General features: G+C 34.8%; 19 protein-coding genes. 18 read left to right on the top strand and 1 reads right to left on the bottom strand.

Annotated features, from left to right (window positions below; translation table 11 throughout):
• Window positions 1–273: 273 nt before the first annotated feature.
• The 18 genes from ACPUEN_RS07520 to ACPUEN_RS07435 all read left to right on the top strand — a co-directional run bounded on the left by ACPUEN_RS07520 (window position 274) and on the right by ACPUEN_RS07435 (window position 18,243).
• Window positions 274–1,158 carry a glycosyltransferase gene (locus tag ACPUEN_RS07520; protein WP_425639478.1) on the top strand — a complete coding sequence of 295 codons (885 nt, stop codon included), beginning with the start codon at window positions 274–276 and terminating at the stop codon, window positions 1,156–1,158.
• A 50-nt stretch (window positions 1,159–1,208) separates the two neighbouring features.
• Entirely contained in the window at window positions 1,209–1,991 is a 783-nt protein-coding gene (locus ACPUEN_RS07515; RefSeq protein ID WP_425639477.1) for a glycosyltransferase, read from the top strand.
• Window positions 1,992–1,994: 3 nt separating this feature from the next.
• Window positions 1,995–3,224, top strand: coding sequence for an ABC transporter ATP-binding protein (locus ACPUEN_RS07510; RefSeq protein ID WP_425639476.1), 1,230 nt, complete (start codon window positions 1,995–1,997; stop codon window positions 3,222–3,224).
• A 62-nt stretch (window positions 3,225–3,286) separates the two neighbouring features.
• Window positions 3,287–3,865, top strand: coding sequence for a class I SAM-dependent methyltransferase (locus ACPUEN_RS07505; protein WP_425639475.1), 579 nt, complete (start codon window positions 3,287–3,289; stop codon window positions 3,863–3,865).
• Window positions 3,862–4,896 (top strand): hypothetical protein, encoded by a 1,035-nt coding sequence (locus ACPUEN_RS07500; RefSeq protein ID WP_425639474.1) that lies wholly within the window; start codon window positions 3,862–3,864, stop codon window positions 4,894–4,896. The genes ACPUEN_RS07505 and ACPUEN_RS07500 overlap by 4 nt, the downstream gene beginning before the upstream one ends.
• Window positions 4,880–5,977 (top strand): glycosyltransferase family 4 protein, encoded by a 1,098-nt coding sequence (locus ACPUEN_RS07495; RefSeq protein ID WP_425639473.1) that lies wholly within the window; start codon window positions 4,880–4,882, stop codon window positions 5,975–5,977. Before ACPUEN_RS07500 ends, ACPUEN_RS07495 begins: the two co-directional genes overlap by 17 nt.
• Window positions 5,970–6,860: a glycosyltransferase gene (locus ACPUEN_RS07490; protein ID WP_425639472.1), complete on the top strand. Its 891-nt coding sequence runs from the start codon at window positions 5,970–5,972 to the stop codon at window positions 6,858–6,860. Before ACPUEN_RS07495 ends, ACPUEN_RS07490 begins: the two co-directional genes overlap by 8 nt.
• Window positions 6,861–6,969: 109 nt before the next feature.
• On the top strand, window positions 6,970–7,668 hold the full coding sequence (locus ACPUEN_RS07485; protein WP_425639471.1) for a cytidylyltransferase domain-containing protein: 699 nt from the start codon (window positions 6,970–6,972) through the stop codon (window positions 7,666–7,668).
• Window positions 7,646–8,269 carry an HAD family hydrolase gene (locus ACPUEN_RS07480; protein WP_425639470.1) on the top strand — a complete coding sequence of 208 codons (624 nt, stop codon included), beginning with the start codon at window positions 7,646–7,648 and terminating at the stop codon, window positions 8,267–8,269. The genes ACPUEN_RS07485 and ACPUEN_RS07480 overlap by 23 nt, the downstream gene beginning before the upstream one ends.
• Window positions 8,266–9,051: a glycosyltransferase family 29 protein gene (locus ACPUEN_RS07475; protein ID WP_425639469.1), complete on the top strand. Its 786-nt coding sequence runs from the start codon at window positions 8,266–8,268 to the stop codon at window positions 9,049–9,051. The genes ACPUEN_RS07480 and ACPUEN_RS07475 overlap by 4 nt, the downstream gene beginning before the upstream one ends.
• A complete protein-coding gene (locus ACPUEN_RS07470; protein WP_425639468.1) occupies window positions 9,052–10,188 on the top strand; it encodes a glycosyltransferase family 4 protein in 1,137 nt (378 codons plus the stop codon).
• Between the two features lie 8 nt (window positions 10,189–10,196).
• On the top strand, window positions 10,197–11,333 hold the full coding sequence (locus tag ACPUEN_RS07465; protein ID WP_425639467.1) for a glycosyltransferase family 4 protein: 1,137 nt from the start codon (window positions 10,197–10,199) through the stop codon (window positions 11,331–11,333).
• Between the two features lie 219 nt (window positions 11,334–11,552).
• Window positions 11,553–12,638, top strand: a complete 1,086-nt coding sequence (locus ACPUEN_RS07460) for a glycosyltransferase family 4 protein (RefSeq protein WP_425639466.1) — start codon at window positions 11,553–11,555, stop codon at window positions 12,636–12,638.
• Complete coding sequence (locus tag ACPUEN_RS07455; RefSeq protein ID WP_425639465.1) at window positions 12,639–13,421, top strand: FkbM family methyltransferase; 783 nt, start codon at window positions 12,639–12,641, stop codon at window positions 13,419–13,421.
• A 39-nt stretch (window positions 13,422–13,460) separates the two neighbouring features.
• On the top strand, window positions 13,461–14,075 hold the full coding sequence (locus ACPUEN_RS07450; RefSeq protein ID WP_425639464.1) for a class I SAM-dependent methyltransferase: 615 nt from the start codon (window positions 13,461–13,463) through the stop codon (window positions 14,073–14,075).
• A gap of 956 nt (window positions 14,076–15,031) precedes the next feature.
• Complete coding sequence (locus ACPUEN_RS07445; protein ID WP_425639463.1) at window positions 15,032–16,108, top strand: acyltransferase family protein; 1,077 nt, start codon at window positions 15,032–15,034, stop codon at window positions 16,106–16,108.
• Between the two features lie 357 nt (window positions 16,109–16,465).
• Window positions 16,466–17,686 carry a hypothetical protein gene (locus tag ACPUEN_RS07440; RefSeq protein WP_425639462.1) on the top strand — a complete coding sequence of 407 codons (1,221 nt, stop codon included), beginning with the start codon at window positions 16,466–16,468 and terminating at the stop codon, window positions 17,684–17,686.
• A gap of 233 nt (window positions 17,687–17,919) precedes the next feature.
• Window positions 17,920–18,243 carry a four helix bundle protein gene (locus ACPUEN_RS07435; protein ID WP_425640161.1) on the top strand — a complete coding sequence of 108 codons (324 nt, stop codon included), beginning with the start codon at window positions 17,920–17,922 and terminating at the stop codon, window positions 18,241–18,243.
• Between the two features lie 165 nt (window positions 18,244–18,408).
• Here the strand turns inward: ACPUEN_RS07435 and ACPUEN_RS07430 are convergent, their stop codons facing one another.
• Window positions 18,409–19,632, bottom strand: a complete 1,224-nt coding sequence (locus tag ACPUEN_RS07430) for a glycosyltransferase (protein WP_425639461.1) — start codon at window positions 19,630–19,632, stop codon at window positions 18,409–18,411.
• Between the last annotated feature and the right edge of the window lie 1,948 nt (window positions 19,633–21,580).

Raw genomic sequence — 21,580 nt, 5'->3', positions numbered from 1 at the left:
TCCCGATAGCTATCGGGAGAGATTAGAGGCAACCAACAACTCCCGATACCTATCGGGACAACTAACAACTAACAACTAATAACCAACAACTAACACCCAACAACCAACCATTGCTTTTCAACTCCTTCACCTTCCTTCTCTTCCTACCCATAGTATTTCTACTATACTGGTTTGTATTTCAGAGGAACCTGAAGCTTCAAAATGCCTTTATCTTACTATCCAGCTATGTATTTTAAGCTTGAAGAGGCTGAACTTCCTGATAATTTTTACTAAATGATTTCAATAATAGTTTGTTCGATTGATGACTTTTGGTTTAATAATTTTTCAGAATCCTTAGAAAAAACAATAGGATTAGAACACGAAATAATTCGAGTAGATAATAAGAATGAAAATTTATCAATTGCAAAAGCTTACAACAAAGGAGCAACAAAGGCAATATTTGATTATTTGGTTTTTATCCATGAGGATATAATTTTCCATACTGTAAATTGGGGTAATCTTCTTGTGGAATATTTTGAAACATTAGAAAACCCAGGTGTTTTAGGTGTAGTTGGTTCCTCTTACTTACCTATCAGCCCTTCAGATTGGTGGGTTTCTAATCGGAGCTTTATCCATGCTAATTATATTTCTAATTCAAAATCCGGCAAATCAGAAAATGGGGTACTTCAAAGAAAGGGAGATCAAATACCTGCCAAAGTTTATTCATTAGATGGGATGTTTTTGGCTATAAAAATGGCTACTTTTTTGGAATTTCAATTCGATGAAGAATTGCCAGGGTTTCATGGGTATGATACAGATTTATGTTATCAGATCAGTCAAAAATATCAGAACTATTTTGTTCCATGCATTTTAATGGAGCATTTTTCAAAAGGGCAACCAAATTCAACATGGTTAGAAAATACAGAAAAAGCTAAACGAAAAATTCTTCCAGTAATTGAGAAATTAAAATTCAACAATAGAGTCCAAGTTTCATTAGAGATTAAAGCATACCATTTGTTTCTTGGACAGTTACATAAATATGGACGAAGCAGAACTGAAAACATTATGTATGCTTCTTTTTATTTGAAGAAAGTAAGTATTCATGCTTTTCACTGGAAATTAATGCCGATTTTTTTCAAGTACCTAATTGTTTTTCTTTTTAGAAGAAATAGAAACTAGAACAATTGGATGATTTTAGCTTTATATTCTTGGTTACAACTTAAACCAATATGTCAATTGAAGTTTCTGTCATTCTCCTATCATATAACCATGAAAAATATATTTCATTTGCTATTGAATCAATTTTGAATCAACGATTTAATCAGCAATTTGAAATTATTATTCTAGATGATTTTTCAACTGATAGTACATTTGAAATCATAAATCAATTTGAAGTAGAATTTCCAGAGAAATTAAAGTCTTATAAAAACTCTAAGAATCTTGGGCTTGCACGAAATTATGAAAAAGCAATTTTATTAGCACAAGGAAAATACATCGCGTATTTAGAAGGAGATGATTATTGGACTGATCCTTTAAAATTGCAAAAGCAGTTTAATTTTTTGGAAGAAAACCCAGGTTTTGTCCTCGCATTTCATGATTTCATAACTATCGATAAGGGAAATAATATTATCTCTAATATGAATCTTTTTAATAGAACTATTCAAAAAAATAGATCTCAAAAAGAAATGGTTACTGGATGTCTAATTCATCAAAATACAATGATGTTTAGAAATGTAGTTACCAAATTTCCTTCTGGATTTTTTAGGGTAAAAAACCATGATACCTTTTTTATTGCATACTTATCTAAGTGGGGTAAAGCTGGATATGTGAAATGCAACCCGATGCATTACAGAATTCATAGTGAATCACTTTGGTCAAGCTTATCTGGTAAAAAGAAACATTTGAATGGGTTAATTACCTATTCAATAATTATTTTTTATGTTTCACCAAAATATTTTGGAAACCTCATATGGAAGATCGGATCAAAAATTAAATCTATTTTAAAATCTTAATATTTGAAAACCGTTATTAAAGTAGAGAATCTTTCTAAGCGCTATCGTTTAGGTTTAAAAGAAAAGCAAGCTGAAACTTTGGTAGGTCAAGTCGGTAATTTGATCAAATCCCCATGGCAAAACTTAAAGAGACTCCGTGAACTAAGTAGGTTTGGGGTTGAGGATGAATCTGTTTTCTGGGCCCTTAAAGACATCAACTTTGAAGTTAAAGAAGGCGAGGTGCTAGGTATTATAGGGAAGAATGGAGCAGGGAAATCTACCTTACTGAAAATTCTCTCTCAGATCACAGACCCTACATATGGAAAAATTGAAATTCATGGTAGGGTAGCTTCTTTGCTCGAAGTTGGGACAGGGTTCCATCCTGAACTCTCTGGTAGAGAGAACATCTATATGAACGGTACAATACTTGGGATGACTCGTCGGGAAATTGATTCCAAACTAGACGAGATTATAGATTTTTCTGGCGTAGAGAAATTTATTGATACTGCGGTTAAGTTTTATTCATCAGGAATGAAAGTTAGGTTAGGATTTTCTGTCGCAGCACATTTAGAACCTGAAATATTGATTGTTGATGAAGTTTTAGCAGTCGGTGATTATGAGTTTCAAAAAAAATGCTTAGGAAAAATCGAAGACGTAAGTACAAGCCAAGGACGTACGGTCTTGTTGGTTAGTCATAATATGGGAGCAATTAAATCCATTTGTAAAAAGGGATTATTAATGCAAAATGGTGGTGTGCAAATTATCGGTGATACTGATTTAGTTATATCTGAGTATTTAAATATAGCTGACGATTCAAGTTTAGAGGGATTTAAAAATAATTATATTGAGTTAATAAAGTTTGATGTAATTTGTCTTGATAATCCAAAGAATATAAATGTAATTCCTCACAACTTTGATTTTTATCTTGAAATTGTTTTTTCATCAAAAGTAAAAAAGGCCAGTGTGATTATTGCTTTATTACTTTTGGATATGTATGATTATAAAATATCCACAATTCACATAAAACCATTTGATATAAAGATTGGTGATAATACTTTAAGAATTAAATTTAAGGGAGGAATACTTTCGCCAAATGAATTTAAATGGCTTATAAATATTCATGATGAATATGAATCTTTATTTTATTTTAAAGATGTGAACAAATTCCGGGTATTTGATAATGGAAGTTTTTTTTATAAATGGGAAGATCAGGATTATGGAAAAGTCTTTTTAGATTATAAATTAGAAACCTAAGTAAAGAGATTAAGGTGTAAATTTAGTTTTAAATGAATATCTATAAATAAAAATATTTAATATTGAATAGCAAAGTTGTTAAAGTTGAGTTGGGCTGCGGAAATAATAAGCGCATAAAAGATTCTATTGGTGTAGATGTTTTATCCTTTCCAGGTGTAGATTATGTTTTTGATTTAAATAAGGGAATGCCTTTTTTTGAAGCAAATTCTATAGATGAAATTTATAGTCATCATTTTTTGGAGCATCTTGATGATTTACCTTTTTTCATGGGAGAAGTGAATAGAGTTTTAAAACGTGGTGGAACATTAAGAGGTGAAGTTCCTCACTTTTCGAATCCTTACTTTTATTCTGATCCTACCCATAAAAATCACTTTGGTCTTTACACCCTAAATTATTTTGTGAAAAATCAAGAGTCCTTCGTAAGAAAAGTCCCTTCATTTTATAATGACCTTAATTTTGAAATAGTTTCATATACTATTGTTTTTAAGAGTAAATCTTTAAGTACAGTTTATTCAAGAATAAAAAATCGTATTTTGAATAGATGGTTTAATTCTTCTTTAAAAAGGTTAGAGGTTTATGAGGAATTATTTTGCTATAGGTTTCCTTGTTATGAACTTAAGTTTTGTATTAGAAAACCTTGAATATTTTCTGGTTATTATGTGGGAATAAAAGGAATCCTAGTTCTAGAATTCATGGTATTAATATTCATAAAAAATTATCAGAGTTGGGTTATAATTCAAGACTAATTCATTCTCCATTTTTTTATTCAGAAGATCTTGTTTGGAAACCATATTTCGTTTCTTTTTTTATAAGGAATATTAAGAGAGATGACATTGTTATTTTTCAAAAATTAGGAGGCCCAAAGACGTTATACTTAATTGAGGAATTGAAAAATAGAGGAGCAAAAGTAATATTTATAGATTGTGATTTGCCTTTAAAATTGTCTGTGGCAGAAAAAGTTGATCATATTATCTGTCCTTCAAAAATCTTGGCTGATCTTTATAAAAAAGCTGGTTGTGATAAAGTGAAGGTAATATTTGATGCAGTTGAAGTTTTCAAAGAGCCTAAAGTGTCTAGTATTAATTCTAAAAAATTGATTTGGTTTGGAAAATCTGGATCAGGTAAATGGGACTTAATACAAAAATTTAAAGAGAAAGAACTTTTTAAAATTGCACCTAAATGGTCTTTTTCGACCCTGACTGATCATATGGATTCTGATTTTAAGTGGGAATTAGATTCTTTTACTGAAATAATTTCTGAATTTGATATTTCAATAATTCCTATTGATGATAAAGATGAGAGTTTAGTAAAATCAGCTAATCGCTGTACTCAAAGCATGGCACTTGGAGTTCCTGTTTTGGCAAATTGTCTGGGGAGCTATTCGGAAGTGATTATTAACAATGAAAACGGTTTTATTTCTGATGATTGGATTGAATGGGAAGAGTTTTTAATTAAATGTGAAAACCTAGATTTTTTAAACTCCTTAAAAAAGAAAGCATATTTAGATTCATTAAAATTCTCTATTTCAAATATTTCTAAAGAATGGGTTTCTTTTTTGAATTTGAAAATATGTAAGAAATTGTTTCTTAATGACTTTGCTAATCATTTCAAATTCCATTTTATCCTTAATACTTTAGCCTGTTCTACCTGGTTCTATGATAGAAAGGCCTAAAACAGTTCTTTTATTAATAGCTCGTTTTGAATTTGGAGGAATACCAATTCAAGCTTTTTTATGGTCTAAGTTTCTTAAGAAAAATGGATTTCATCCAATTATTTTAGCTCAATATACCCATGATCCAAAGTATTTAGAGCTTCTGAATAATAATGATCTAGATCATGGATTTTTAAATACAAGTAATTTTAATGGTTCGAAAAAGGCAAGTTTGTTTTATTTCTATGATTTAATTAATTGCTTGCAATCATATAAACCTGATTTTATTTTCCCTTTTAATAAGCACTTAAGCTTCCATGTAAATTTAATATGGAGGTTTACATCTGCTCAGAAAGCTTTTTTTATGGAAAGAAATCATGGGATAGAAGAATCAATCAGTTGGCGTGATTCCTTTATGAAGTATATTGCTTTACTAAATTCTTCAGGGTTAATTTTCAATTCTCAAACTGCTTCTCTTTATTCTCGCTTTCCAAATAAGACTATTGTTATCAAAAACTCTTATAGAAAGGTGGTAAATAATTCTGAGTTAGATCATTCCACCTTTTCATTTGGAACTGAAGATGTGGTGCTATTGCATATAGCAAACATAGTTCCACAGAAGAACTATCACTTACTTTTGGAAGCATGGAAACTTTTAAAAAAAAAGCAGCCAAACTTTAAATTAATAGTAATAGGTTCTGATATTAAAAATGAAAATCAATCCTTGATTGAAGCATTCAATGAGTATGGTATCCATTATATCGGGAGAAAATCAAATATTTCAGCTTATCTAAATAGAGCAGATATTTGTTTACTTAGTACGCATTATGAAGGATGCCCAAATGTGATACTTGAATATATGGATGCGGGAAAGCTAATTGCTGCTTCAGATATACCTTCAATACGCGAAGTTTTAGATTCTTCTAATCATGAATTTTTATTTGATAACACATCTCCTGCTACCTTCGTTGATAAAATCCTTAATATTTGTAATTTATCTGATTTGGATAAAGTAAAGATGATTGAAAGGAATAAAGAAAAGCTACAAAGAGATTATTCTGAGTCAAATTATAAACAAATTATTCATTTGTTAAATGGATAATCAAAAATTAGGAGTATTTCTTACTACTTATGAACGAAAAGATCATCTAGATAAATGGGTTGAAATCCTCAATAAGCAAACAATAAAGCCTAATAAAGTGCTAATTATTGATAATAGTATATCTGATTCTGTTCAAGATTTTTTTAAAGAATCTTCTTTTTGTTATCATAGAGTTGGTTTTAATTCTGGTCCAGCAGGCGCAGCTTTAATTGGGCTTCAGGCCTTATATAAAGAAGGATACGATTGGATTTACTGGGGCGACGATGATGATCCTCCCACTGATTTGAAAACCTTTGAAAGATTACTTGAAATAGCAAATCAATTTCCTGATGTAGGAATAGTTGGGAAAGTTGGTGGAAAATTTAACCCTAATACCGGCCGTACTCGTGTCCTTAGTAATTCTGAATTAATGCATGTGGCTGAGGCTGACTATGTTCCTGGAAATAAGCATATTTTAGTTTCCTCCAGAGTAATCCAGAATGGTATTCTTCCTGACCCGAAATTGTTTTTTGGCTTTGAAGAATTGGAATTTTGTCTTCGAGTTAAAGACCTAGGATTTTCGATTTTGATTGATGGGCAGGGGATGATGGAAGCCAGAAAAGAAGCAGGCAATTTAGGTGAGAAATACAGATGGAAAGGCAAATCTATTGGAGATCCCACACGAGTAAATAGACAATATTATAGTCTTAGAAATATGCTTTATATTCTTTGGTCAAGAAATCATTATTTGGGCTACCTTTTCTTTTTATCCAAAAGTTTAATCAAGATTCCATTTTCAGTTCGTTACGGATTGATCTATTTTCTTAAATTCTCAAAGTTGACTCTTACTGCCATTGCCCATCAATGGATAGGACGTTATGGGCAATACATTTCTACTAGATGAGTTAGATTTTGAATTGTACAATTCGAAATTAACATGTTGAACGACTTAAAACTTCTCTAAATTTAATTCCCTATCAAGATAGGTTTAAATCCACCCTTTATTCTTACTTATGAATCAATCAGTCTCTTTCTTTCTTCCCGTTCGTAAGGGGAGTCAACGTGTGATTAATAAAAGCACTCGACCTTTTGCTGATTTATCTGGTGGACTATTAGAACTTAAAATTACTCAATTGCTAGAAAGTGAGCTCTTGGATGAAATAGTTCTTAGCACTAACGATGAGGAAGCTATTCGTATAGCTGAGGGTATCTTTGATCCTCATCATAAGCTACGTGTAGAGATTCGTCCTGATAGACTATGTGTGGACACCACAGCCTTATCAGACTTGATACAATATGTGCCAAGCATTATTCAAAATGACCACATATTATGGGGGCATGTGACTACACCTTTTGTTTTAGGGAAAGATTATGATTTAGTAGTTGAGCAGTACTGGAATGATTTGGCAAATGGCCATGATTCATTGTTATCAGTATCTGCTTTTCAAAACTTTCTATTGAACTCAGAAGGTAGAGTATTTAATTCCGATTCCTCGGAGTTCAAATGGCCAAGAACACAGGATCTGCCAACCCTTTATGAAGTGAATCACGCTGTTTTCCTAGCACCGAGGAATATATACATAGAAAAAAATAATAGACTGGGCACAAATCCGGCATTGTATCAAATGGATAAAATCAAATCCTGGGATATAGACTGGGAGGATGATTTCACTATGGCAGAAGCTATTTATGAAAAACTTAAAAAAATATAAGGTTATCCTTTGGGATTTTGATGGGGTGATTTTGGACTCTATGCCGGTTAGGGAATTGGGATTTAGAAAAGTTCTTGAAAGTTATCCCAAAGATGCCGTTGAAAAGTTAATTCAATTTCATCACAGGAATGGTGGTTGGTCTAGGTATGTTAAGTTTAGGTATTTCTTCGAAAAAATTTTAGAAGTACCTGTTAAGCAAGAAATGATCGATGAACTTTGTGGGGAATTCTCAGTAATCATGCTGGAATTGTTGAGTTCTAAAGACTTATTAATTAATGATTCTTTAGATTTCATAAAGAAGAATTCCTCCTTTCAGGAAATGCATATAGTTTCAGGTTCAGATCAGATAGAATTAAGAAAACTTTGTCATCAACTTGAAATTGCTCATCATTTCAAATCAATTAGTGGTTCCCCAACTCCGAAAACAGAGTTGGTTAATAATTTACTGAAGATTTTACCATTTGAGTCCTCTGAATTAGTTTTAATAGGAGACTCAAAAAATGATTTAGAAGCAGCAAATCTAAATGGGATTGATTTTATAGGTTACAATAATATGGATTTGCAAATGGAGAATGAATACATCCATAGTTTTAGCAAATGAAAATAATAGACAATCTTCAGGCTGGTTTATTATATTATTCGAGAGCTAAAAAATTTGAGTACCAAGAAATTTTTAAAGGTAAAAGAGTAGTGGTCATCGGAGCTGCCAATTCTGCATTGGAAAGAGAGTTGGGCAGTTTTATTGATAATTTTGATATAGTTATTAGAATCAATAAGGCTTTAATTACCTACAATGAAAAAAATGAAAAGTTTATTGGTAGGAAGACAGATGTTTTAATTCACAATTTTCATGAGAATTTAGACGATGGCGGTGGTGGTCCATTAGATTGGGAGGTTTTCGATAACTTCAATTTGAAATACCTGGTTCAAGCCAAAACTGATACTTCGGGAAAGAGAAATGTTTTTAACTATTTTAAGAAGTATAAGTCCAGTTCAAAGGATGTATTTATGCTATCATCAAAAACTTATAATTTTATCCAAAAGTTGTTTGGTACTTATACACCAACACGTGGGTTTCTAGGATTGTATCTGGCTTTAAATTCTCAGGCAAAAGAAGTTTACTTGACGGGTTTTACTTTTTTCAAAACTGATTATGCTGATGGTTATAGGGATAATATTAGATCTGTGAAAGAAACTTTAAGGCATATCGACAGACAGGGGTTTCATGATGCTGAATTAGAATTTCAAAATTTTCTGAAAATCTTGAAAAATGCTGAAGCAAAACAAATACTCTTGGATAATAAATTATTTAAAATACTTCAGCAGGAAGAGTTAAGGGTTTCTGAGACTTTTATAACTAAGAATGTTAAAAATCTCACTTAAATGGTAAATAAAGAGATTGTATATATCTCAGATTCTTCCATTCCCTCTTATTCTGCTGATTCTGTTCATGTGATGAAAATGTGTCAGGCATTTTCAAAACAAGGTTATAAGGTGACTCTTCTGGGCAAGAGGACCAGGAACAATGTTCAAAAGGTTTTTGATATCCATTCTTTTTATGGAGTGGATAATAGCTTCAAAATAAGTTTATTTCCTTTTAAAGCATTCTTATTGTCAGGTAGACTCTATAATGCATTCCTACCATTTTTCTCATTTGCACCAAATACTATAGCTTATACAAGATCTATTTATGCTGCATTTTGGTATAGCTTGTTTGGTAAATCAATTGTTTTTGAGATTCATGAACCTTTTAATACCAAAGGACAATGGTTAAAAAATATTTTTCAATTTATTGTCAGTCAAGGGTATATCAAAAAATGGATAGTCATTAGCTCACCTCTTAGAACACATTTGATAAGTGAATTTAATATTGATTCCAAAGAAGTCTTTATAGCTCATGATGGTGCAGAAATATATAGAAATTCTGGGTTTGAAGAAAAAGAATTAGGAGAAAAGTTTAAAGTTGGGTATGTGGGATCTCTATATCAAGGAAAGGGTATGGAGATTATTATTCAGTTGAGCAAATTGATGAAAGAAGTAGATTTCCATATAGTAGGTGGTACCGGAAGCCAAATCGGATTTTGGAGGTCTCAGTTTGATGAAAAGCAAAAAAATCTAATATTTCATGGGTACAAAGCGCCAGGTGAATCTCATAAATTTATATCACAGTTTGATATTCTTTTAGCCCCGTACCAACGCCAGGTTTTTGTTAAAAACTCAAAGCAAGCTAACAACCTTTCCACATGGATGTCCCCTTTAAAAATCTTTGAATATATGTCAGCGGGGAAGCCTATTATAGCCTCCGACCTTCCAGTGATAAGAGAGATTTTGGAACATAATCATACAGCGTTGCTTTGCGATCCAGATTATCTTCCTGATTGGGTTGCTAGCGTCAATAGAATTATGGAGTCTGTAGGTTTTGGAAAGAACCTAGGTGATAATGCTAAAAATGCGCTGGAGACTCAATTTACTTGGGATATTCGCTGTAAGAATATTTTAGAATTTTTAAAGCCTAACTGATTTTTAATATGAAAAAACTGAAAGTTGGGACTATTGGATTAAGTTATAATCATAGAAAAAATTTCTTTGGACTTATTGCTGAGAAGGTCGCTTATTCCAAAGTTTTGGATCTTGTATCTCCCTATAGAGTGTTGATGCGGTCACCAAGTCTAAAGAAATTGTTTGCTCACCCTGTAATGAAGAATATTCATTTTGCACCATTTCAGAGGAAAGTAGATATTTTTCATTTTTTCAATGCACTCTCACTTTCAAAGACTCCTTGGATCACCACCTTTGAAACCTCACTACCTCGCTGGGGAATGGATAAATTTGGTATGAAAACCATCACTTCAGATTCCTGTAAAGGGATAGTTGCTATGAGTGGCTGCGCCAAATCTATTATGTTAAAACGTGTTGAGAAAGAGTTTCCCGAATACCTTCAAAAGATATCAGAAAAATTAACGGTCATTCACCCTTCCCAATCGTCAAACCTTGATTCATGGGAAGAAAAAGGAATAAGTATAAACGATACTCTGGTTTTTACCCTGATAGGAAATGACTTTTTTAGAAAGGGCGGTGCAGAGACTTTACGGGTTTTCGATCGTTTGATTTTAGAGGGAGCAAATGTTCAGTTAAGGATTATTAGTAATTTGAAATTCAATGACTATGCCTCCCAAACTTCTCAAGTTGATCAGGAATTGGCTTTGAAGATTATTTCAACTCATCGTACTCAAATTTCGCATTATCAAAATATACCAAACTCCGAGGTTCTCCAACTCTTAAAAACTACCCATATAGGATTGCTTCCAACTTATGCAGATACTTATGGTTACTCAGTTTTGGAATATCAATCCCAGGGCTGTCCTGTAATTAGCACAAATATTCGAGCGCTTCCGGAGATTAATGACAATAAAAAAGGCTGGCTAATCGAAGTGCCTAAAGATCAGGATGGAGAAGGATTGTATAGGCAAAACGAAGACAGAAAAGCATTATCTGGAATAATAGAAGCGAGGTTGGAAAAGATAATACTTGATATAATTTCAGATCCATCTATAATTGCCCTCAAAGGTGAAAAAGCTTTGCAAGGCCTTAAGGAAAAGAATGATCCTGTAAAGAATGGAGAAGCTTATTTAGCAATCTACGAGAAAGCATTAGATCGTCATTAATTCCGTCATCGCGAGGAACGAAGCGATCTGTGTTTTTTGGAACAGATTTTATTTTTAGATACCATTGACTGAATGATTTCAAAACACTGAAAACAGGTCAGTCCGAGCGAAGTCGAGGACCTTTCGACTCCTCTCATATTTCAAATACTAATTTTATTCATTTGCTTTTAGTTTTTTAGCAGCATATTAAGGTAGTGCAATGAAGAAAAAAGAACCCAAATGAAAATCCTCCAACTAATACAAAAACCTCAACGTCGGGGAGCAGAGATTTTTGCGGCACAACTTAGTGAGCAACTTAGGCTATCTGGAAATGAAGTGTTGTTAGTAAGCATTTTTGAAGGCGAATCCGATTTACCGTTCAGCGGGGAATGGATTAAATTGAATAGACCGATTTCCAATCGGTTTTTTGATTTTAAAGGGTGGAAAAAAATTTCTAGAATTATTAAAGAATTTAATCCTGACATCATTCAGGCAAATGCAGCTGATACACTAAAATTTTCTGTGTTTTCTAAGAAGTTTTTTGGATGGAAAAACCTCATTATCTATCGAAATGCGAATCAAATGGGGGATTTTATCCGAAATGGTTTTCATAAAAGCTTCAACCAATGGCTTTTAAATCAGGTATCAGGAATAATTTCAGTGTCAAAAGCTTCAGCAGAAAATCTTCATAGTACTTTTAGCTACCCTTTGACTAAATCAATCGTAATTCCAATTGGAATAGATTTGAATGATATTGACCTTAAACAGAAGGAGAAAACTACGATCAACTTACCCGATAACTTTCTACTGCAAATTGGAGGTCTAGTGCCTGAGAAAGACCCTTTAGGTATGTTAGCTATTTTCTCAAGGATTTCTGCAACTCACCAAGATCTACATATAGTATTTCTGGGCTCTGGCATTCTTCGAGAGAAATTAGTAGAAAAAGTAAAAGAGCTAGGTATAGAATCTAAAGTGATCATGATTCCTGCCCTTGAAAATATTTTTCCCATTTTAACCAAAGCCACGGCCTTGGTAATGCCTTCTAAAATAGAAGGTCTACCGGGAGTTATTTTGGAAGCTATGTATTGCAAAGTTCCTGTAATCGCTTACGATGTAGGTGGCATTGGTGAAATAGTAAATAAATATAGAGGACGGTTAGTATACTCTGGGGATTCTAAATGTTTTGAAAATGAATTAAATCATCTAATTCACACTTCCGATTCAGAACGTTGTGCTTTGCTCTCAACTAGTTCACAATTCATAAAGGAACACTACTCTATTTCCAAAATTTCAACTCAATTCGAAGCGTATTTTAATCAAATTTAAATGAGGCAAAAACTTCTAAAAATTTTTCGATCAAAGGTGCTCCAGCCTTTATGGATAAAATTACACCACATTTCCTTGATTGGAATGAACTACTTTGGAGGCGCTTCTCTGAATCATAGCGGTGAGATTTGGGCTTTGAATTATATGAAAGAAAAATTGAAAGGGAAGGATAAGATTCTGATTTTTGATGTTGGAGCAAATTCAGGTGAATATTCATTATTGGCAAATGAGTTATTCGAGAATAAATCAACCATACATGCCTTCGAGCCATCTAGTTTTACCTTCAAGATTTTAGAGGAAAAAACAGAGAATTATTCTCAAATAAAGCCGCATAAATTAGGGATAGGCAGTGAAAACACATTACTGAAATTGTACTCAAGCGGGAATGGTAGAACAACCGCATCAGTATACAATTTAGCTTATTCACTTAATTATTTTAATGAAGAATTTACTGAATCAATAGAAGTAACTTCTGTTGATTTCTTTTGTAGAGAGAACGATATTGAAGTTATTGACATTTTAAAAATAGATATAGAAGGACATGAATTAGCTGCTATTAAAGGAGCTAAGAATATGATTGAATCCAATTCCTTGAATTTTATACAATTTGAATTTGGCAAATGTGACATAGATTCAAAAGTCTTTTTCAGAGACTTTTACGAACTATTGTCACCAGGATTCAAATTGTTTAGGATAGTTTCAGATGGGTTATACGAAATTGAATATTATGATTCAAGCTTAGAAGTTTTCCATACGGCTAATTACTTAGCCGAAAGGAGATAGAGTAGATAAATAATTAGTCTCGTTAATGTTTTTATGTAAATGAATATTTCAAAAATACTTAAATTAAAGAAAAAGCTAATTCGACAATATTATAGTTTTAAGTATCCATTAATTCCTTATTCACCGGAAAAGTTTGTAAAACCTGAAAAAGTATTAACATATAAGTCAGGGTGGTCTGGATTAGAATTAATTATTGAAGATATATTAGAGATGTTTGATATCGAAAGGGAATCTTGTATTGAATTTGGTGTTGAATTTGGTTTTTCGTCTGTAGTTTTTTCAAATTATTTTGAACAAGTTAAAGGTATTGATACGTTTTTTGGTGATACTCATACAGATCATAAAGGAGATCACTATAAAGAAACTAAAGAGTCTTTGCGTGAGTATCCAAACATTGAACTAATTAAATCCAATTACCAAGATTGGATAAAGTTGGATAAATCAAATTACGATTTTGCACATGTAGATATTGTTCATAATTACAAAGAGACTTTTGAATGTGGGCTTTGGGCTGTGCGCCATAGTAAGTGCTGTATATTTCATGATACGGAAAGCTTTCCTGAAGTGAGAAAAGCTGTCTTTGATATTGCAAAAGTAACTGGAAAGAAAGCTTATAATTATCCTAAAAATTTTGGCTTAGGGATTATAGTTTAGTATTTGCAATACAATTAATTTTGAAAATAAAACCCCTTCACCTCATCAAATCCCTCGCCTCCCGCGAGCGTGTCGTTGCTCAATTCAGTATGAAGCGAATGGTAGAGGAATTGGGGGGGGGTATGAGGCGGTGATCGGTAAATCAGTATATTAGTTAACCCACAACTAACAACTAACAACCAATAACTAATCAACCTTCCTCGGCGCCATATTCCTCATACTTATCCTTTTTGGCATTAGCCAACACATACTAGGCAATTTGCAGAAAGAGCATAAATGGATTTAGGAAGGCATGCTGATCCAAATGTTAAGGTATCATATGTTTTTTGGTTTAGTCTATTGGACCTATGCCCAATTCAATCGATCAGATTCGGTAAACTATTTTAACCATGCTAGAGGTTGGAGACATTAGTTTGATGCTTTTGCCGAAGGTACTTTTTATCTAATGGCTAGCTTTTCAATGGGTAAAATGGTTTGGCTTTTGAGGCTTTGTTTGCCACCATAAGTTTCTCGACGATGGTATCTGATAATACCATGTCCTGGAGGTTCTTGCCTGAATAGTAGCGGATCGGAAATTAGGTATTGAGCTGCCTGATCCAGTCAAGTAAATGAGTAAAAAGTCAAATCTCCTTTGGTGTATTCTGCAGGTATATCTTTTTGGATAGGAAATGCTGCTTAAATAGAAAGTTTTTGCCATTAATATTGACGGGGTCGTGGAACTGGGTCTATTGGATGATTGGAAGAGTTTAGTGGATCCCATTCAGTTTACAAATTAGGACCTCCTCTCAGAAAGTATCTAGAATGCCCGATACTTTGAGTGCCATATTCGAAAATAGAGAGGGAGTGACAAGAAAAAATGGACAATGTTTCAGTCACGAAAGGCATCGAAATGTGGTGAGGAATTGATTAGATATAATACTATGGAAATATTATTACTTGAAAACTATATTTAAGATATGGACTCAAGAAATTTCGGTTTAGATGCTGTAAGAGCAATAGCTATAATATTTGTTCTGGTTTCTCATAGTAATGACATGTTACCTTTAGTAATCAGACCGTATATGAATTTGATTTCATTTGATGGAGTTACAATCTTTTTTGTTTTAAGTGGCTTTCTTATTGGAGGAATCATCTTAAAAGATATTGAAACCCATCCTTTAAATTTCAAATATTTGAAATTTTTCTGGAATAGGAGGTGGTTAAGAACACTTCCAAATTATTTCTTAATTCTTCTAATTTTATTAGCTATTGCACCAAGAACAGTTCCAATGTTTGAAAGAGTTAAATCTATTCCTTACTTTTTCTTCTCTCAAAATTTATGGTACCCTCATCCTGAAAAATTTTTTACAGAAGCCTGGAGTCTTAGCGTTGAAGAATGGTTTTATTTTATATTCCCCTTGTTGCTTTTGTTTAATTTAAAAATCCAAAAAAATATTCATAAAGCAATAATCACAACGGCATTAATAGTAATATCATTTTCAATATTTTCAAGAATATTTGTTCTTTTTAACGTTGAAATACCTTCAAAAGATTGGGTTGATCTTAATATAAGAAAAATGGTGGTAACAAGATTCGATAGTTTATTTATAGGTGTAATTGGCGCCTATATTTATAAATATTATAATGGATTATTCTTTAAGAGCACCGATAAATTATTCATTATAGGAATAACTATTTATTTATTTTTCGAGATCATTTTAAATAGTTCTTTTAATAAAACTATTCTAATAATCTATCCTTTAATCACATCAATTTCCATATTGATGGTTTTTCCAAAAATCATCTTATTGAAAACCCCATGCTATAAATTTAAATTAGTTATAACGCATATTTCACTTATTTCCTATTCATTATACCTGACCAACTTAGCTTTGGTAAAAAGATCTATTTTGAAAGATATCCACTTACGAAACGAAGAATTGGATGTGGTTTTCAGATATTTACTTTTCTGGGTATCCTGTATTTTTATTTCAACATTTTTATACAGATTCTTTGAAAAACCAATTATGAAATTGAGAAAGAAAACCATTTAACTCAGTCCATTCAATATTCTATTTGAGTGATATGTACGAAAAAAGATAGGAAAGGACAAGAGAAAATGTACTGATTCAGTAGACAGTTGGATTTCGTATATTCAAGATTTGAAGGAGGTATTGATCATTTGGATACTAGTAAATGCTTTTTATTTATTCACAAATATGGGGTGGTGAAGAGGAAGAATTGGTGAAGGGATGTGGGCAAGTACAGCAATTACACATTTTCGAGGTGGCAGTAGAGACAAAGGAGCGAGGGGATCTCTACCAAAACACTAAATTGCTTAGTCGAACCTCCTACCTATGAAGTAAAACCTTAATTTTAAATTTCTAATTCAATAATTTTAAATTAACGCAGTGCTCGGCGCGGTAATCCTCATACTAATTCTCTTTGGCATTAGCCAACCCATCCTAGGCAACCTACAGCGGGAGCATAAATGGGTGAAGGCTGGTATGCTCAACCAGATTTTCTGGTACCATATGTTATTTGGATTGGTATACTGGACCTATGCCCAATTGAACAGATCTGATTCTTTGATGTATTATATTTATACAGAACGCACTACAAATTGGTCAACTACTTTTGAAGAGGGAACAGTTTTTATTCATTGGTTAGCATTTCCATGGATTCACTGGTTTGGTTTTAATTATGACATGATGATGTTCCTATGCACATGGCTGGGGTTCTGGGGTTTTGTCTATTTTTACTTGTTTTTTAAGGAAAACCTACGCTTTAACCCCAAGTTTGAAGGTTGGGATGCTATCACTATTTTCATGTTTCTACCCAATATGCATTTTTGGACGGCATCTTTGGGAAAAGGGGCAGTGATTTTCGCAGGTATTGGGTTTCTTATTTATGGGCTGTCTTGGCCACAAAAGCGAATTCCTCATATAGCATTTGGTAGTTTTCTATGTTATATGGTAAGGCCCCACATTCTCTTTGCTATTCTGATTGGGATGGGAGTGGGATTTGTGTTGGGGAAGGAAAAAGTGCCTATGTATCAAAAATATTTAGTCGTGTTTTTTGCTATTGGAATGAGTGTTTATGTATATGAAGATTTGATTATTTATCTTGGGTATGACCCTAATAATTTACTTGAAAGTTTTGAAGAAGAGTCTGCATTAAATATGAGCAGGCTACAATCAGCAGGGTCTGCTGTTGATATGGCTTCTTATAGTTTGCCTATGAAGCTCTTCACTTTCTGGTTTAGACCCCTGTTTATAGATGCACCTAATGCATTAGGAATTGCGATTTCCTTTGAGAATGCCCTCTACATCTACATGTTTAGCAAGATTGTTCGTAAGGACTTTCTGACTTATATCAAGATTGCTCCTGCCATGGTGAAGATGTCTGCTGTGGTGTTTATCTCCATCTCTATCTCCATGACCTTCGTGATGTCTAATCTCGGGATTATCATACGCCAAAAATCCCAGATCATGTACTTTATGCTTTTTGTCGTCGTCGCCTTTATGGACTGGCAAAAAACCACCCGCATCAAAAAACGTGGCGAGATATTTAATAGAATAGTGGAGGAGGAGAGGAAACGAATCGCTGAAGCGGAGTTGGTAGAGAAATAGGATTGTGGGAAAAGGGAATAGAGAGAAGGGATTAGGGAAAAGACTATATTCTATAGCTCGCTGAGAACCATAAAACGGGTAAATTGTAAAACCAAAATTCAAGACTAAATTTTAAGACCGAACCTATTTTTTAGTGGTTCCTAATCCCTATTAGCCATTCCCTAATCCCTTATTTTATGGATACTTTCGAGGACTTAAAATGCTGGTAAGCTGCTAATTTTTTAAAAAATAGAATTAGGAATGAAGTACTTAACCTAATTCCAGATAAAGAGAAATATGAATTAAAATCCCAGATATTAAGGGCAGCAAGGTCCTCGACTGCAAATATTGCTGAAGGCTGGGGTCGCTTTCACTTCTTAGACAGTCGAAAATTCTTTTTTAATTCTAGAGGGTCGATAGGAGAAATTCTTGATCATTTGATTGAAGCAAAAGACTGTAAATACATTTCAATGGATTTGTATCTTTCAATTCGGGAAGACTGTTTTACAGCTCTAAAAATTCTGAATGGTAGCATTCGATACCTTACTGAAAAAAATAAATTACCACCAAAGCAATGAGTGCTTCCAATCACACACTTTTCCCTTTTTCCAAATCCCAAATCCCAAATCCCTGTTTCCTATCCCCAAATCCCCAATCCCTATTCCCAAATCCCCAATCCCTATTCTCCCAATCCCAAATCCCCAATCCCTATTCTCCCAATCCCAAATCCCCAATCCCTATTCTCAAATCCCTAATCCCTTTTCCCCCAATTCCCTTCTAAAACGATTAACGGACAAATAAACCTCCTCCAACTCACCAACCATCCTATTCATACTAAAGTCTTTTATCACCCTGTCTCTGGCGGCTTTAGCCATTTGATTTTGAAGCATGGGGTTTTGTATGAGTTCAACAGCATAATCTGCCATTTTCGCCCAATCATCTATTTCAGTCAAATAGCCCTGCACTCCATGTTGTATCACTTCCCCTATACCGCCGGCTCTGGTAGCTACCACCGGAACTTCGCAGGACATAGCTTCCAGCATGGCTATAGGTAATCCCTCAAACTCAGAACTGCTCATATAAATATCCATGATAGATAAATAAGGGATCACCTCTTTTTGCACCCCCACCAGGTGAAAATGTGCCTCCTTTTCAGACTTTTTAATTTGCTCCTCTATACGCTCCCTCCATTCTCCATCTCCCACCAATAAAAAATGTGCCTCTGGACATTGCTCCAGAATCTTTACCGCTACCTCAACCCAAAGCCATAGGCGCTTCTGATCCCTGAATACAGCCACAATTCCAATCACAGGAGCATTTTTTGGAATAGTTAATTCAGATTTTAGATTTCTGACTTCTGATTTCTTACTTTTTTCCTGGGTAACTCTTTTAAATACATTGGTGTTCACCCCATTCTGAATCACCTTCAGATTCATCCTTCCTCCTCTTTGATAAGGATCCCAAATGGAGTTTAGGCGCATGGAAAGGGCAACCTCATTGGATACTGCAATGGCCACATCCTGTCGCTTAAAACTGATTCTGTTTCCCCAATACGAAAGTTTGTTATACCGTTCCCAGGTATTATGTTCCGTATAAACTATGGGGATGTTAAGCGTATTACCTACCGATCTAGCCATAATTCCAGCCCAAGGCAAATGCGCATGAATAATATCGAATTGATATTCTAAGATGAAGTCACGAACTCTCTTCACTTGAAAAAATAAGCCTAAGTTTCCAGAGGGAATGTGATGGACCTGAATGCCTGCATTCTCCAATTCATCAATGATATTGTTTTCCTGATGATAGAAGTATAGGCAATGGAAATTGAATTTATTCTGATCATGAACCAAAGCCGTTTCAGGGATTAATTTCTCAGCTCCCCCTCTGCCCAAACTCTTGATCAAGTGTAATACCTTGATTTTTTTACCTGTACTTGTCACTGGCCCTGCCTCCACTTCATTATTCATTATTCAACATTCAACATTTTACATTCTTTAATATCCCGATTTCTATCAAGGCTATACTCATCTTTAGGTGGCGGGGGTCCAACTACCTAGCGCAAGTCACTTGACTTATGCTGTGAATACTGAAGTATCCTGACTGCTTCCAACTTCTTCATTCGATATTCTATATTCTTCATTAAAAACAATGGGTGGCTTTAACCGTCGAACACCTGACATCTAAAACCTAACATCAAACATCTTCCCTTTTCCATCTTGCTGGCAAAACGCAATATCTCCGAAATACGATTGCGGGCCAGCGCTGGTGAATATCTCCACTTTTTGATCCCAGGGTTGAAACCCTGGGCTACAAATCTACCACCCCGCTGGGGTTTTCACTCCGACTTGGATCCGCATTAATGCAGTATCCTGACTGCCTCCAACTTCTTCATTCATCATTCGAACTTAACACCAACCAACACCTCCCGATTCCTATCGGGGCAACTCCCGGTCCCTATCGGGCCACCCACCAACCTCCAACACCGGTCACCGGACAACTTCCGCCAATTTTAAATTTTAAATTCCATCATTTTAAATTCTTAATTTTCTCCTTTTCCATCTTGCTGGCAAAACGCAATACCTCCGAAATACGATTGCGGGCCAGCGCTGGTGAATATTTCCACTTTTTGATCCCAGGGTTGAAACCCTGGGCTACAAATCTACCACCCCGCTGGGGTTTTCACTCCGACTTGGATCCGCATTAATGCAGTATCCTGACTGCCTCCAACTTCTTCATTCATCATTCGAACTTAACACCAACCAACACCTCCCGATTCCTATCGGGGCAACTCCCGGTCCCTATCGGGCCACCCACCAACCTCCAACACCGGTCACCGGACAACTTCCGCCAATTTTAAATTTTAAATTCCATCATTTTAAATTCTTAATTTTCTCCGTTTCCATCTTGCTGGCAAAACGCAATACCTCCGAAATACGATTGCGGGCCAGCGCTGGTGAATATCTCCACTTTTTGATCCCAGGGTTGAAACCCTGGGCTACAAATCTACCACCCCGCTGGGGTTTTCAATCCGACTTGGACCCCCATTAATGCAGTATCCTGACTGCCTCCAACTTCTTCATTCATCATTCGAACTTAACACCAACCAACACCTCCCGATTCCTATCGGGGCAACTTCCGGTTCCTATCGGGCCACCCACCAACCTCCAACACCGGTCACCGGACAACTTCCGCCAATTTTAAATTTTAAATTCCACCATTTTAAATTCTTAATTTTCTCCGTTTCCATCTTGCTGGCAAAACGCAATATCTCCGAAATACGATTGCGGGCCAGCGCTGGTGAATATCTCCACTTTTTGATCCCAGGGTTGAAACCCTGGGCTACAAATCTACCACCCCGCTGGGGTTTTCACTCCGACTTGGACCCGCATTAATGCAGTATCCTTACTGCCTCCAACTTCTTCATTCATCATTCGAACTTAACACCAACCAACACCTCCCGATTCCTATCGGGGCAACTTCCGGTCCCTATCGGGCCACCCACCAACCTCCAACACCGGTCACCGGACAACTTCCGCCAATTTTAAATTTTAAATTCCATCATTTTAAATTCCCCCCCAACTATTCGTTTCCATCTTGCTGGCAAAACGCAATATCTCCGAAATACGATTGCAGGCCAGCGCTGGTGAATATCTCCACTTTTTGATCCCAGGGTTGAAACCCTGGGCTACAAATCTACCACCCCGCTGGGGTTTTCACTCCGACTTGGACCCGCATTAATGCAGTATCCTTACTGCCTCCAACTTCTTCATTCATCATTCGAACTTAACACCAACCAACACCTCCCGATTCCTATCGGGGCAACTTCCGGTCCCTATCGGGCCACCCACCAACCTCCAACACCGGTCACCGGACAACTTCCGCCAATTTTAAATTTTAAATTCCATCATTTTAAAT

This window comes from Algoriphagus yeomjeoni (assembly GCF_049821175.1).
In the GTDB taxonomy this organism is placed as follows: Bacteria; Bacteroidota; Bacteroidia; order Cytophagales; family Cyclobacteriaceae; genus Algoriphagus; species Algoriphagus yeomjeoni_A.
This window is presented reverse-complemented; position numbering and strand designations above follow the sequence as displayed.